13 protein-coding genes are annotated in these 12,685 nt (G+C 59.5%); 12 read left to right on the plus strand and 1 reads right to left on the minus strand.

The window, feature by feature from the left end; translation table 11 throughout:
- Positions 1–32: 32 nt before the first annotated feature.
- Positions 33–920: an adenylate/guanylate cyclase domain-containing protein gene (locus AC097P_RS09415; RefSeq protein ID WP_479610132.1), complete on the minus strand. Its 888-nt coding sequence runs from the start codon at positions 918–920 to the stop codon at positions 33–35.
- A 197-nt stretch (positions 921–1,117) separates the two neighbouring features.
- Between AC097P_RS09415 and AC097P_RS09420 the strand changes: the two genes are divergently transcribed.
- From AC097P_RS09420 to AC097P_RS09475, 12 genes are all read left to right on the plus strand, one after another.
- Positions 1,118–3,058 (plus strand): serine/threonine-protein kinase, encoded by a 1,941-nt coding sequence (locus AC097P_RS09420; RefSeq protein ID WP_479610133.1) that lies wholly within the window; start codon positions 1,118–1,120, stop codon positions 3,056–3,058.
- A 129-nt stretch (positions 3,059–3,187) separates the two neighbouring features.
- Positions 3,188–3,676: a tripartite tricarboxylate transporter TctB family protein gene (locus AC097P_RS09425; protein ID WP_479610134.1), complete on the plus strand. Its 489-nt coding sequence runs from the start codon at positions 3,188–3,190 to the stop codon at positions 3,674–3,676.
- 15 nt (positions 3,677–3,691) lie between these two features.
- Positions 3,692–5,203 carry a tripartite tricarboxylate transporter permease gene (locus tag AC097P_RS09430; protein WP_479610135.1) on the plus strand — a complete coding sequence of 504 codons (1,512 nt, stop codon included), beginning with the start codon at positions 3,692–3,694 and terminating at the stop codon, positions 5,201–5,203.
- Positions 5,193–6,491 carry a DUF3422 family protein gene (locus tag AC097P_RS09435; protein ID WP_479610136.1) on the plus strand — a complete coding sequence of 433 codons (1,299 nt, stop codon included), beginning with the start codon at positions 5,193–5,195 and terminating at the stop codon, positions 6,489–6,491. The genes AC097P_RS09430 and AC097P_RS09435 overlap by 11 nt, the downstream gene beginning before the upstream one ends.
- Before the next feature lie 107 nt (positions 6,492–6,598).
- Positions 6,599–7,162, plus strand: a complete 564-nt coding sequence (gene ahpC, locus AC097P_RS09440; RefSeq protein ID WP_479610137.1) for an alkyl hydroperoxide reductase subunit C — start codon at positions 6,599–6,601, stop codon at positions 7,160–7,162.
- Between the two features lie 236 nt (positions 7,163–7,398).
- The gene (ahpF, locus tag AC097P_RS09445; protein WP_479610138.1) at positions 7,399–8,967 is read left to right on the plus strand and encodes an alkyl hydroperoxide reductase subunit F; all 1,569 of its coding nucleotides are present in this window, start codon (positions 7,399–7,401) and stop codon (positions 8,965–8,967) included.
- Positions 8,968–9,100: 133 nt separating this feature from the next.
- Entirely contained in the window at positions 9,101–9,463 is a 363-nt protein-coding gene (locus AC097P_RS09450; RefSeq protein WP_479610139.1) for a GFA family protein, read from the plus strand.
- A gap of 128 nt (positions 9,464–9,591) precedes the next feature.
- Positions 9,592–10,005, plus strand: coding sequence for a VOC family protein (locus tag AC097P_RS09455; protein WP_479610140.1), 414 nt, complete (start codon positions 9,592–9,594; stop codon positions 10,003–10,005).
- Positions 10,006–10,156: 151 nt separating this feature from the next.
- A complete protein-coding gene (locus tag AC097P_RS09460; protein WP_479610141.1) occupies positions 10,157–11,122 on the plus strand; it encodes a tRNA dihydrouridine synthase in 966 nt (321 codons plus the stop codon).
- A 306-nt stretch (positions 11,123–11,428) separates the two neighbouring features.
- Positions 11,429–11,812 carry a hypothetical protein gene (locus AC097P_RS09465; protein ID WP_479610142.1) on the plus strand — a complete coding sequence of 128 codons (384 nt, stop codon included), beginning with the start codon at positions 11,429–11,431 and terminating at the stop codon, positions 11,810–11,812.
- Positions 11,813–11,938: 126 nt separating this feature from the next.
- Positions 11,939–12,238, plus strand: coding sequence for a hypothetical protein (locus AC097P_RS09470; RefSeq protein ID WP_479610143.1), 300 nt, complete (start codon positions 11,939–11,941; stop codon positions 12,236–12,238).
- A gap of 79 nt (positions 12,239–12,317) precedes the next feature.
- Positions 12,318–12,653 carry a hypothetical protein gene (locus AC097P_RS09475; RefSeq protein ID WP_479610144.1) on the plus strand — a complete coding sequence of 112 codons (336 nt, stop codon included), beginning with the start codon at positions 12,318–12,320 and terminating at the stop codon, positions 12,651–12,653.
- The last annotated feature ends 32 nt before the right edge of the window (positions 12,654–12,685 follow it).

Here is a 12,685-nt window from a genome sequence, read left to right on the forward strand (position 1 = left end):
TAGTAGGCCCTGTGCACCGCGGGGTGCCAGTGTCAGCTGACTTCAAAAGCCACCAGTGGCGCTTTGTCGGCTTCGATCTTGCAGCCCAGTGACAGCTGGCCGAAGCCCACCAGGAAGCACTCGGTACGCCGTAGCGCCACGGCTTCTGCCTGGTTGCCGAAATACACCCAGGTGCCGAAGCTGGAGGCATCGGCCAGCACGATCTGGCCGCCGCGGCTGCGTATCGTGGCGTGCACCCGGGAAACACGCGGGTCGAGCACCGGCAAAGATGCATCGGTGGACCGACCGATCGTGATACCGGTAGCCGTTAGCTGGAAGACCTGCGTGCGCCCTTGTACTGTGAGTGCCAGCGTCTGGCGCAGGTTGGGCGTGTACATGGACATGCCCATGGCAGTGACGTCCACATCGCGGCCGCTTTGCCATTCCACACGGTAGATGTGCGAGGTTTGGGTCTTGCCGCGCAGGTGCATGGGCCCCAGGCTGCGCAGCATCGGCCGCTGGGCCGCCACCAGTTCGTCCCACACATTTTGCGTCGTCAAAATTTGGTCGGCGCCGGCCAGGTCGGCGAGTCGCGATGCGCTATTGACAGCATCACCAAAACAATCGCCATCGATCTCCACCAGTTCGCCGGATTCGACGCCCATCTGCATCTGTATCGGCTGTGTAGCGCCGGCGGGGATAACAGGATCGTTCTGGAAACGCGACTGCAACGTCACGCATGCGGTGACGGCACTACCCGCATTTGGGAAAACGGCAAACACGCCATCGCCCAACAGCTTGACGACGCGCCCCTGGTGCTGCTCAAACACCTTTCCCAGTAAACCGGTCAGGCTATTCATCAATAGGGAGGCGTTGGCATCGCCCATTTGCTCAAATAAACCGGTGCTTCCAACGATATCGGCAAAGACAACGGTAGGCATCAATGGGCTTTCGACAGGGAGGTGTAAGGCGTGGGGCGCCTACTCGGCAGTGGTTGGCTGATCGTATCTGGTTCAACTGCCCCACGCAATAGAACCCTGAACGCCCCCGATTTGACTGGCTTGGGCCAGCGTCTGTCTGCTAGCATGCTTGTAGCTGGTCCGGCTTTTTAAGGAATTCTGAGGTTCTCGAACCCAATATGGCGGAAATTGAAAAACTAGGCAGATACGACATCGTTCGCGTGCTCGGTAAAGGCGCGATGGGCGTCGTCTATGAAGGGCGCGATCCCAACCTGGACCGCCAGGTGGCCATCAAGACCATACGCGTGCAAAGCTTGTCGCCGGACGCCGCGGTCGAGTACGAAGGCCGCTTCCGCACCGAGGCCCGGTCTGCTGCACGGCTGCACCATCCTAATATCGTCAGCGTGTTCGATTCCGGTCAGGATGGTGACGCTGCCTACCTGGTCATGGAATTCATCCAGGGGCAGGATCTTAAGCACCACCTGGAGTGTGGCGCCCGTTTTTCGGTGCGCTCGGCCATCACGATGGTGCACGATCTGCTGATGGCGTTGGACCATGCCCACCGTCAGAATGTTGTTCACCGCGACGTCAAACCCGCCAATATGCTCATCGAGCTCAGCGGCCGGGTGAAGCTGACCGACTTCGGCGTGGCCCGCATCCAGGAACCCGACGAAACCAATCTGACGCAGGTGGGTGGGGCCGTGGGCACGCCCAAGTACATGTCACCTGAGCAGGCCAAGGGGCTGCGGGGCGATTCGCGCTCGGATGTGTTTTCGGCTGGTGTCGTCCTGTATGAACTGCTGACCGGCGCGCTGCCCTTTAACGGGGAAAACCAGTTTGTCATCATCCACCAGATCGTCGGCAATGACCCCACGCCACCCAGTCAGTTGAACCCCGAAGTTCCTGCTGCGATGGATGAGGTCATTGCCCGTGCGATGGCGAAGAACCCCGACGAACGCTATGCCACGGCCCGCGAATTCGGGCTGGCGTTACGGGTGGTGGCCCAGGGTATCGGGGCGGCCTCTGGCAACCATGAGCCCGATGTGGCGGCCGAGTTGGGCCGTATCGTAGCTGGTCGGGGAGAAGCGCCGTCACCGGCTGCGCTGCGAGACGGCTCCAGCACTGGCATATTTGGCCCAGCACCGGATGTTGCGCTGGTAGCTACGGTCAACCACGAGGAAGAACTGGGCATCTGGAGCGGCATCAAGGATTCCACGGTGCCACAGGACTTACTGAACTATTTGGCGCGTTTTCCGGCCGGCATTTACGCCCGGCGCGCCCAGCAACGCCTGGAACTGTTGGCGCTGGATAACTCGTTCACCCGCGCCAAGACAGAGCCGCAATTTCGACCCATGGCGGACCAAAACGACCTTGACTCGACGGTGGGCCCCTCTGCGGCTGCGGAGCCTCTCCCGTCCGGGTCTAAACCTGAAAAAGCTAAGCCGGCGGTCAGCCGGGCGGCGGTTGTCGACGAATCGACGTCGGCCAAGCCTGGGCTCAGCCGTTTGGGCTGGCCGGTGCTGGCTGGAGGTGTCGCCTTGTGCGCCGTGGTGGCCGTGTACGTGGGGTTGCGGATGACAGCCGCACCGGTCGTGACGAATGTTGCAACCCAGGACGTACCCGCGGTGGCCGCCCCCACCGTGGCGCCGCCACAGCCAATGATTGAGGAAAAGGAATCCGACTCGGTACCGCTTCCGGCATCGCAGACCGTAGCGGTGGCGACAAAGCCTTCCGCCGCGGCCTCCGCGACCGAGCCCAAGGCCTTCCGACCCCTGGCCGCCGCGTCTGCCGGCGCCCCAAGTCCGGCTAAGCCCAGGGTAGTTGCCAGCGCAGCTTCCTCGCTGCCTTCCAATCAGGTAGTCCAGGCTCCACAGCCTGCACCCGTCGTTCAACGTGAGGTGGTGCCAGCGCCTGCGGCACCCGTTTTTCACAGCGGCAGCAGCAGCAATATCGGTCCTTCTGCCAACGGGCAAGTCTGTTCAGACAAGGTGTTCGTCTTCCGCATCGCCTGCATTGCCGAGCAGTGCAAAACCGACCGCTTCCGCCAGACCGGCGAATGCATCCGTTTCAAGGAAATGGAAAGAAAGCGCGAAGAAGATCGCAACATCCAGCAGCGCTGAGGCTATCTGGCGGTGCATCGCGGCGGCGTAATTTCTGCACTGCTTCATGGCGGTGGGGTCCCCGCTTTGTGGCACACTGGACCGCTAAAAAGCGCGACGCCGTCGTTGATAACTGAGGAGAACGCTGCAGTGAATATCAAAAGCCAAAAAGACTTTTTTTCCGGCCTCATGTTCATGGGGGTTGGGGTAGCCTTTGCGTGGGGTGCCAGCGGCTACACCATAGGTAATGGGGCCCGCATGGGGCCGGGGTACTTTCCACTGGTGCTGGGTGTGTTGCTGGCCTTCCTGGGCGGCATCGTCACGTTCAAGGCACTTGTCGTAGAAACTGTGGACGGCGACAAGATTGGCGCCTTTGCCTGGAAACCGCTGGTCTTCATCATCTTGGCCAACCTGGTCTTTGGCGCCTTCCTGGGGGGGCTGCCCAGTATTGGATTTCCGTCGATGGGCCTGATCGCTGGCATTTATGCGCTGACCTTTATCGCCTGCCTGGCTGGTGATGAGTTCAACGCCAAGGAGGCCGTTGTGCTGGGCACCGTACTGGCCATCTTCAGCTACTTTGCCTTCATCAAGTTGCTGAACCTGCAATTCCCCGTGTGGCCTGCCTTCATTGGCGCCTGATTAAAGGACTATTCCATGGACTTGTTCAACAATCTGGCGGTGGGGTTTGGCGTGGCGTTCACGCCAGTCAATCTGATGTATGCCTTCATTGGCTGTTTTTTGGGGACGGTCATCGGCGTGCTGCCGGGCATCGGGCCTTTGGCAACCATTGCGATGCTGTTGCCGGCCACCTATGCCCTGCCTCCGGTTGCCGCATTGATCATGCTGGCGGGTATTTACTACGGCGCGCAGTACGGCGGTTCCACCACCGCCATCCTCGTTAACCTTCCCGGAGAATCCTCATCGGTGGTGACCACCATCGATGGCTATCAGATGGCGCGTAACGGCAGGGCCGGGCCGGCCTTGGCGGCTGCCGGTCTGGGCTCGTTCTTCGCCGGTTGCGTGGGCACATTGATTTTGGCGGCCTTTGCCGCGCCGTTGACCGAGTTGGCCTTCAAGTTCGGCCCGGCCGAGTATTTTTCGTTGATGATCTTGGGGCTTATCGGTGCCGTTGTGTTGGCATCCGGTTCGCTGATCAAGGCTATCGCCATGATTGTGCTCGGCCTGCTGCTGGGCGTAGTCGGCACGGACGTGAATTCCGGCGTGCCACGCTTTAGCTTCGGGATCCCCGAGCTGACGGACGGCATAGGATTCATCGTCATCGCCATGGGTGTGTTCGGCTACGGCGAAATCATCAGCAATCTGGGCAAGCACGAGAGCGAGCGCGAAGTATTCACCGCCAACGTGACCGGCTTGTGGCCGACCCGTGACGATTTCAAGCACATGATTCCAGCTGTATTGCGTGGCACGGCACTGGGATCGGTGTTGGGCATTCTGCCGGGCGGCGGTGCCGTGATGGCAGCTTTTGCGGCCTACACACTTGAGAAAAAAATTCCGCTAAAACCAGGCGAAGTTCCCTTTGGAAAAGGCAACATCCGTGGCGTAGCGTCACCCGAATCGGCCAACAACGCGGGTGCCCAGACGTCCTTCATTCCGCTGCTGACGCTGGGCATACCGCCAAATGCCGTGATGGCGTTGATGGTCGGTGCCATGACTATCCACAACATTCAGCCCGGCCCGCAGGTCATGACCGGTAACCCCGAGCTGTTTTGGGGCCTCATCGCTTCGATGTGGATCGGCAATTTGATGCTGATCATCCTGAACCTGCCGCTGATCGGCATCTGGATTCGGCTACTGAGCGTACCGTACCGTTGGCTGTTCCCGTCCATCGTTTTGTTCTGCGCCGTGGGCGTGTATTCCACCAACAACGCGACCTTTGACATCTGGATGGTGGCGCTGTTTGGCTTTATCGGGTACCTGTTCATCAAATTGGGTACCGAGCCGGCGCCGCTGTTGCTGGGTTTCATCCTGGGGCCGATGATGGAAGAGTATCTGCGCCGTGCACTCTTGCTGTCGCGTGGCGACTGGAGCGTGTTTGTGACGCGGCCACTGTCGGCAAGTTTGTTGGCCGCGGCAGCCCTGCTGTTGGTCGTAGTGCTGCTGCCTTCGGTCAAGTCCAAACGGGAAGAGGCATTTGTTGAAGACTGATGTGTTGTTGCCCCAGCACGCGCAGCGGGTAGCGCTGCACAATGAGATCCATGCCAGGCCTCCCGAGGCCATGGATGTCCCGCTCAGTATTTCCCATGTGGTCATGGTCTGCGACGCCAGCCAGCGTGAGGCTAGCTGGGGTCACATGGCGGCTCTGGCGCGTGACCACCACTTGCCCGAGCCGGTGGCGGGCTCCACCCATGTGCGCATGGATGTGGGCCCATACCGCGTGCGCTGGGAGCTGCACACCGAATTTGTAACCTGGACCTTTATGCGCCGGCTGCAGACCGAGCGCTTTGGCGAACGTGAACCGGAGACCGCGCTCGACGCCGTGCCCCAGCGCTGGTTCGCTGCGTTGCCTGGCGAATGCCTGGCCAACCTGCACCTGTGGGTGCTGCCCAGTGCAGCGTTTGAATCTTCGGGCGCCATGGTAAAGGACGTGTTGTACGAGGACACGCTGGTAGCTGCCACGGTGGCCGACGGCTTTGCCGAGGTCTATACCGACTTCGCGGTGCATGCCGACGGGTTCTCGCGCATGGTGCTGCTGGCCGGTGCGATGGCCCCTCGCAGGCTGGGGCGCCTGGTGCAGTGCCTGTTGGAGATCGAAACGTACCGCATGGCCGCGTTGCTGGGCCTGCCCGCCGCGCGCGAAGCGTCGTTGGTGTTAGCGACTGCGGAACGCGAATTGGCTGAGCTGGCGCAGGCTATACGTTCGGCCACGCGCAATGACGAGCCCATGCTGCTGGACCGCCTGACGCGGCTGGCAGGTGCGGTGGAGAGCCAGCACGCCGCCACGCACTCTCGCTTCTCGGCCAGTGCCGCTTACTTCGAGCTGCTGGACAAGCGCATTGCAGACATTGCCGAGTCGCGTCTGGCTGGTATGCAGACCATTGGTGAATTCATGGACCGACGTCTGACGCCTGCGCGCAGTACCTGCGCCTGGTCGGCGCGGCGGCAAGACGCGCTGTCGCAGCGCGTATCGCGCATCAGCAACCTGCTGCGCACGCGGGTGGAAATCGAACAACAGCAGAGCAGTCAAGCCCTGCTGGCGGCGATGAATAGCCGTCAGGATATCCAGATCAAGCTGCAGGCCACGGTGGAGGGGCTGTCGGTTGCGGCCATCACGTACTACATCGTCGGCCTGGTCAGTTACTTGGCCAAGGGCGCGCAGCACTGGGGTTGGCTGTGGAGCCCTGAATTGACGGCTGCAGGCGCCATTCCAGTAGTTGCAGGCGGCGTGTGGTGGTCTCTGCGCCGTATGCACCAACGCGTATTTCGTAATAAATAGCTTTTGGCAATCGAAATCATTTAGTTAATCAACCCACTAAATGATCCAGAACGCCTAAGATTCAACCTGTTCAGCTTTTAGAACAATCAATTCAAGAGGAAAAAACCATGTCTTTGATCAATACCCAAGTTGTGCCGTTCAAGAACGAAGCCTTCCACAATGGCAAGTTCACTACCGTGACGAACGAAACCCTGAAGGGCAAGTGGAACGTGTTCATTTTCATGCCTGCAGCTTTCACGTTCAATTGCCCCACTGAAGTGGAAGACGCTGCTGACAACTATGCAGAGTTCCAGAAGGCAGGCGCAGAGGTCTACATCGTGACCACCGACTCCCATTTCGCCCACAAGGTGTGGCACGAGACTTCTCCCGCCGTGGGCAAGGCCAAGTTCCCGCTGATCGGCGATCCTACCCATGTGCTGACCCGTGGTTTTGGCGTGCATATTGATGAAGACGGCATGGCACTGCGCGGCACCTTCATCATCGACCCTAGCGGCACAATCAAGACGATGGAAGTCCACTCCAACGAAATCGCCCGCGACGTCAAGGAAACCGTGCGCAAGCTGAAGGCAGCCCAGTACACCGCCGCCCACCCCGGCCAAGTGTGCCCCGCCAAGTGGAATGAAGGCGCCAAAACGATCACTCCATCCCTGGATCTCGTCGGTAAGATCTAAAGCTAGCGATATTGGCAAGACCCCAAGTCCAGGGGTCGGATCCGCGCAGCGAAGCGCAGACCGCTCTGACCCCCATATCGCGGGTCGTTGCAAAGAATCGACCTGGCAGCAAGCCGGACAGCGTCAAGGTGCATGTGCACCTTGCCGTCCGGCTTTTTTATTGGCGAAATATGCCGCTAGCCCTCATGGGCCGCGCGTAAGCCGCTATCAAATTTATAGTGAAAAAGGATCCCGCCATGCTCGACCAAGAACTCAAGACACAGCTCGCCAGCTACCTGGAACGCGTGAAACTGCCGTTTGAGATGCTGGCGTCGCTGGACGACAGCGAAACCGGACGCGACATGCTGAGCCTGTTGCAAACCATCCAAAGCCTGCGCAGCGACATGATCACGCTGCGGCTGGACGGCCAGGATGCGCGCAAGCCATCCTTCACGCTACAGCGCACAGGCTCTAGCAGCAGCCTGCGCTTTGCTGGCCTGCCCCTGGGCCATGAATTCACATCCCTGGTGTTGGCCCTGCTGTGGACCGGCGGCCACCCACCCAAGGTGGAGCAGAGCGTCATCGACCAGATCACCGCGCTGGAGGGCGACTTCAATTTCGAGGTCTACATGAGCCTGACCTGCCACAACTGCCCAGACGTGGTTCAGGCACTGAGCCTGATGGCGATCCTGAACCCCAAGGTCAGGACCACGGTCATCGAAGGCGGCGCCTTTCAGGATGAGGTCAAGGCCCGCGAAATCATGGCCGTACCCATGGTGTTTTTGAATGGCCAGATGTTTGGCTCCGGCCGCATGATCCTGGAAGAAATCGTTGCCAAACTCGACACTGGCGCCGCTGCTCGCGATGCCGAAAAGCTGTCGGCCAAGGCTCCTTACGACGTGTTGATGGTCGGCGGCGGCCCTGCCGCAGCTGCTGCGGCTGTGTACGCGGCCCGCAAGGGCATACGCACGGGCATTGTGGCCGAGCGCTTTGGCGGCCAGGTGAACGACACGCTGGCGATCGAGAACTACATTTCAGTGCTTGAGACCGATGGCCCCAAGTTTGCGATGGGTCTGGAGGCACACACACGCGCCTACGACGTGGACATCATGAACCTGCAACGGGCCGAGACAATCGTGCCCGGCACTCTGCCCGGTAGCCTGATCGAAATCAAGCTGGCCAATGGCGGGTCGCTGAAGGCCAAGACCGTGATTCTGTCCACCGGCGCCCGCTGGCGCAATGTCAACGTGCCCGGCGAGCAAGAGTACAAGAACAAGGGCGTGGCCTACTGCCCGCACTGCGACGGACCGTTGTACAAAGGCAAGCGCACGGCCGTGATTGGTGGCGGCAACTCGGGTGTGGAGGCCGCTATCGACCTGGCAGGCATCGTGGCCCATGTCACGCTGGTGGAATTTGCCGACCAGTTGAAAGCAGACGCCGTGCTGGTCAACAAGCTCAAAAGCCTGCACAACGTCACCATCCACACCAATGCGCAAACGACCGAGATCACGGGCGCAGATGGCAAGGTCAACGGCCTGCGCTACAAGGATCGTGCCACTGGCGCCGAGCATCTGGTCGCGTTGGAAGGCGTGTTTGTGCAGATCGGCCTGGTGCCCAATACCGAGTGGATGAAAGGCACGGTCGAGCTCAGCAAGTTCGGCGAGGTCATCGTGGACGCCAAGGGCCACACCAACCTGCCCGGCGTGTTTGCAGCCGGTGATTGCACCACCACGCCGTACAAGCAAATCGTCATTGCTGCGGGTGAGGGCGCCAAGGCGGCGCTGAGTGCTTTCGACTACTTGATCCGCACGCCAGCAGTGGCCTGATTGCCGTAAGTGGGCGCGCGGCCCCCCCCCGGGGCTGCCGCCTCGGTTGCGGGATCGAAATAGAATCTCAGTGAGCAGGTAGGGCCGCGCAACTGGGCCGTGGACGCTGCTTCGCCAACCCTGGAGATCGCAAATGCACGAAGGTTCATGCCACTGTGGCGCAGTTCGGATGAAATTACCCTCCACACCCGAAGTGGCTACTGACTGCAATTGTTCACTTTGCAAACGCATTGGTGGGCCATGGGTCTTCTATGAATTCGGCACGGTCGAAATCACGGGCCATCCCGAGGCTACCGCATCGTATGTCTGGGGCGACAAAACACTGCGCACCGTCCATTGCACAAGCTGTGGCTGTGTCACCCATTGGGAGCCCCTGGAGCCGACTCCGGGCTGTAAGCACGGCGTTAACCTCGGCAACTTTGATTCGGCGCTGATGGAATCTGTCCGCGTTCGCAAGTTCGACGGTGCAGACACCTGGAAATTCCTCGACGAATGAGCGCTTGGCTCAAAAAAATGCTTGGCAGCTTCGTACGGGTCGCCCGTCTGTCGCGTCAGTAACTGTATGCGTATACAGTTATGCGGTTTGGCGCACATGCGCCGAACCAACCAGAGGAGTGATTCACGATGCTCGACCACATGACCTTCCGCGTGACCGATATTGCACGCACCAAAACCTTTTACAGCGCTGCTCTAGAGCCCCTGGGTTACAGCGTCTGCTTTGAAGGCAACTACGGTACGAATATACTGGGGTTTGCCTATCCGGATCCTTCCGAACCGGATGGCAAGAAGGCCGATGTCTGGTTCCTGGACGGCCCTTCGCCGTATGGTGGCCCATCAAGCAGCTCTGGCTGCCACCTCGCCTGGCGGGCAAAGAACCGTGCGCAAGTGGATGCGTTTTACAAGGCTGCGATCGCCGCTGGCGCAAGGGACAATGGCCCCCCAGGACTGCGGCCGGACTACCACGCCCATTACTACGGGGCGTTTGTCATTGATCCGGAGGGCAACAATATCGAGGCAGTTTGCCATTTGCCTGAGTAGGCAACACTCGGCAGGGCGGACTACAGGGCTGCGCTACCATTCAAGGCCGGACCAGTAGCGCCGCCACACGACCACATGCCACCTTCGATATGGCTATCTTTTGCCATAGCGACCACAACCTTTCATGCCCGCCAGAATTTACCTTGCCCCTATGGAAGGGCTTCTTGACTTTGTGTTGCGCGACATCCTGACCCGCGTGGGTGGGGTTGATCGCTGTGTGTCCGAGTTCATCCGCGTGACCCACACGCTGCTGACCGAGCGTACATTTTTGCGCATCATGCCCGAGCTGGCCAATGGTGGATGCACGCCTTCGGGTGTGCCGGTGCGCGCGCAGTTGCTGGGGTCAGACCCTGTGAGCATGGCCGAAAACGCCGCTCGGCTGGCCGAGCTGGGGCCGCACGGCATTGATCTGAACTTTGGTTGCCCTGCCAAGGTCGTCAACCGGCATGGCGGTGGCGCCATGCTCCTGCAATACCCCGAGCAACTGCACGCCATCGTCAACGCCGTGCGCCGTGCCGTGCCCGCGCAGATGCCAGTCACGGCAAAAATGCGCTTGGGCTTTAACGACGATTCGCGCGCCGTGGAATGCGCGCAGGCGCTAGAGGCTGGCGGTGCCGAAGAGCTGGTGGTGCATGCCCGTACCAAGGCCGACGCCTACCGCCCTCCTGCGTATTGGGAACGTGTTAACGACATCCGCCTTGCCGTAAAGATTCCGGTGGTGGCCAACGGCGAAATCTGGACAGTAGACGACGCCCGTCGCTGCCGCCAAGCCTCCGGCTGCGACAGCCTCATGCTGGGTAGGGGGATGGTGACTGACCCTGGGTTGGCGCTTGCCATACGCCTTAGTGATGCTGGGCAAGAGGGCTCCGCTGACCTGCAGGTACCGTGGACCGACATACTGCCGCTGATGGGTGGCTTCTGGCAACTGGTTGTCGCCCGCCTGGAGCGGCGCCAGCAGGCTGGGCGCTTGAAGCAGTGGCTAAATTTCATGCGCCACCGCCATCCACAAGCGCAGGACGCTTATGACACTTTGCGCACGCTGCATGACCCGGAGTTGGTAACGCAGTGGCTACATGTGCAGGGTGCTTTGGATGCGAAGTTGCTACAAAAACAGTAGCACCTGTCAAGCGCGCCTGGCGATCCATACCGCCATTCAGTTAAGCCTTGATGACCTGCGACACCCAGCGGCAAGTTCAGAAAAACGCTGGGCTCTCAACGCAAGTTCCATGACGGCAACCGCATCGCTTGTATGTGATGTATCGCACATACTCCGCGCAACTTAGCAACTACCGTTGCGTCTCATCAACTGAAGAGCTTGTATTTACAAACCCTTACAGAGGTTACCAAGTGTTCGATCGACTTGTCACAAACTTTAGCAACTTCCACACATAAACTAACCGGCAGTAACAAACGGTAATAACAAATGAAGCATTACAAAAAGCTCGTGGGAGTCGCTCTAGCTGCAGCTTCTGGTTTGGCGTTTGGCGTCACCATCAATGGCAGCAACCAACAAAAAGTGACAGTCACTGGTGGTGCAGTCAACACGGCTATCGGCGCTGGAAGCCAGGCCACCATGAACCTCGGGTCCAACACCGGTGCACAGGTCATGGGTTCCAACTCACAAAGCGTGGATGTCAAGGGCGTGGTCGTCAACAGCGCGATCAACGGTGCCTCCAGCACGCTCAATGTCGCATCTAAAACACGCGCTGGGTCCTCGGGCAGTCAGCACGTGCAAATCAATGGAGCTGTGTTCACCACCGCTACGGGGCGCGGTGTGCATAGCGAGGTTAATTTAGGTGGCAAATAGCCGCCGGTTAACCAAAAGAATCGGGGTGGGGCCCTTCTAACGACCCCACCCTGGTAAAGGCGGTTTAGCGCGGGGTTAGTCGCAGTTAAACCAAGATAGTCCTCTTTTTGTTCTAAGGGAAATTGTATGAAAATTATCGCAACAGCTGTATTTACTTCCATGGTTTTGGTATCCGGCGCTATGGCCGAAATCAAAATTGGTCAGGAGAACAACCAAAAGGTAACAGTCCAGAACGGCGCTGTTGCCAATATGGCTATCGGCCCCATGGCTACTGCCAAACAAAACCTTGCTTCCAACAAGGGCAACGTCAATATTGGCGGTAGCAACAAGCAGGAAGTCACCGTCAAGAATGGTGCTGTCGCCAATATGGCTATCGGCCCTGGTGCCAAGGCCGAGCAGAACCTGGCCTCCAACGACGGCAAGTAATTCCTTTACAGGGTGTATCTGATTGCCCCTGCGGGCTTAGGCCAGGCGGGGGCAGTTTTTTGTTTGCTGGAGGTGTCTCATGTTGTTCAAAGTGTTCGGTATTTCGCTGGCTTTTGTCGCTGTCTCGGGCGTGGCTATAGCGCAGCAAAAGCCGCCGGCCGGACGGGTGGGCCTGGACCCCTCGGCCAACTCCAAGTTGTCCACCGTTCAGTCACGCGCCCGCATTGAGGCCGACGGCACCGAGGCCGTGGTTGAGAAGTCTCTCGTTACTGGCCCTAGCGGGTCCAGCTGCACGACCAACGTTGGCGGCAAGCCAAACAATGCAGCGCCCCAGACTGGCGACCGTTTCGGTCCCAACAAAGGGTCCGACCAAATAGTGGTCGTCAAAGGTCCGGTTATCAATCTTTGCAAATGAACGTTCGAATAATTACTTTGGAAAAAGGGGCG

It is taken from the genome of Rhodoferax sp. ZS1R8, from assembly GCF_056521325.1.

Coding starts and splice junctions, on each gene's coding strand:
- AC097P_RS09465 (WP_479610142.1), top strand. CDS start 11,429: ATGAAGCATTACAAAAAGCTCGTGGGAGTCGCTCTAGCTGCAGCTTCT.
- ahpC (WP_479610137.1), top strand. CDS start 6,599: ATGTCTTTGATCAATACCCAAGTTGTGCCGTTCAAGAACGAAGCCTTC.
- AC097P_RS09415 (WP_479610132.1), bottom strand. CDS start 920: ATGCCTACCGTTGTCTTTGCCGATATCGTTGGAAGCACCGGTTTATTT.
- AC097P_RS09430 (WP_479610135.1), top strand. CDS start 3,692: ATGGACTTGTTCAACAATCTGGCGGTGGGGTTTGGCGTGGCGTTCACG.
- AC097P_RS09450 (WP_479610139.1), top strand. CDS start 9,101: ATGCACGAAGGTTCATGCCACTGTGGCGCAGTTCGGATGAAATTACCC.
- AC097P_RS09460 (WP_479610141.1), top strand. CDS start 10,157: ATGGAAGGGCTTCTTGACTTTGTGTTGCGCGACATCCTGACCCGCGTG.
- AC097P_RS09420 (WP_479610133.1), top strand. CDS start 1,118: ATGGCGGAAATTGAAAAACTAGGCAGATACGACATCGTTCGCGTGCTC.
- ahpF (WP_479610138.1), top strand. CDS start 7,399: ATGCTCGACCAAGAACTCAAGACACAGCTCGCCAGCTACCTGGAACGC.
- AC097P_RS09455 (WP_479610140.1), top strand. CDS start 9,592: ATGCTCGACCACATGACCTTCCGCGTGACCGATATTGCACGCACCAAA.
- AC097P_RS09475 (WP_479610144.1), top strand. CDS start 12,318: ATGTTGTTCAAAGTGTTCGGTATTTCGCTGGCTTTTGTCGCTGTCTCG.
- AC097P_RS09470 (WP_479610143.1), top strand. CDS start 11,939: ATGAAAATTATCGCAACAGCTGTATTTACTTCCATGGTTTTGGTATCC.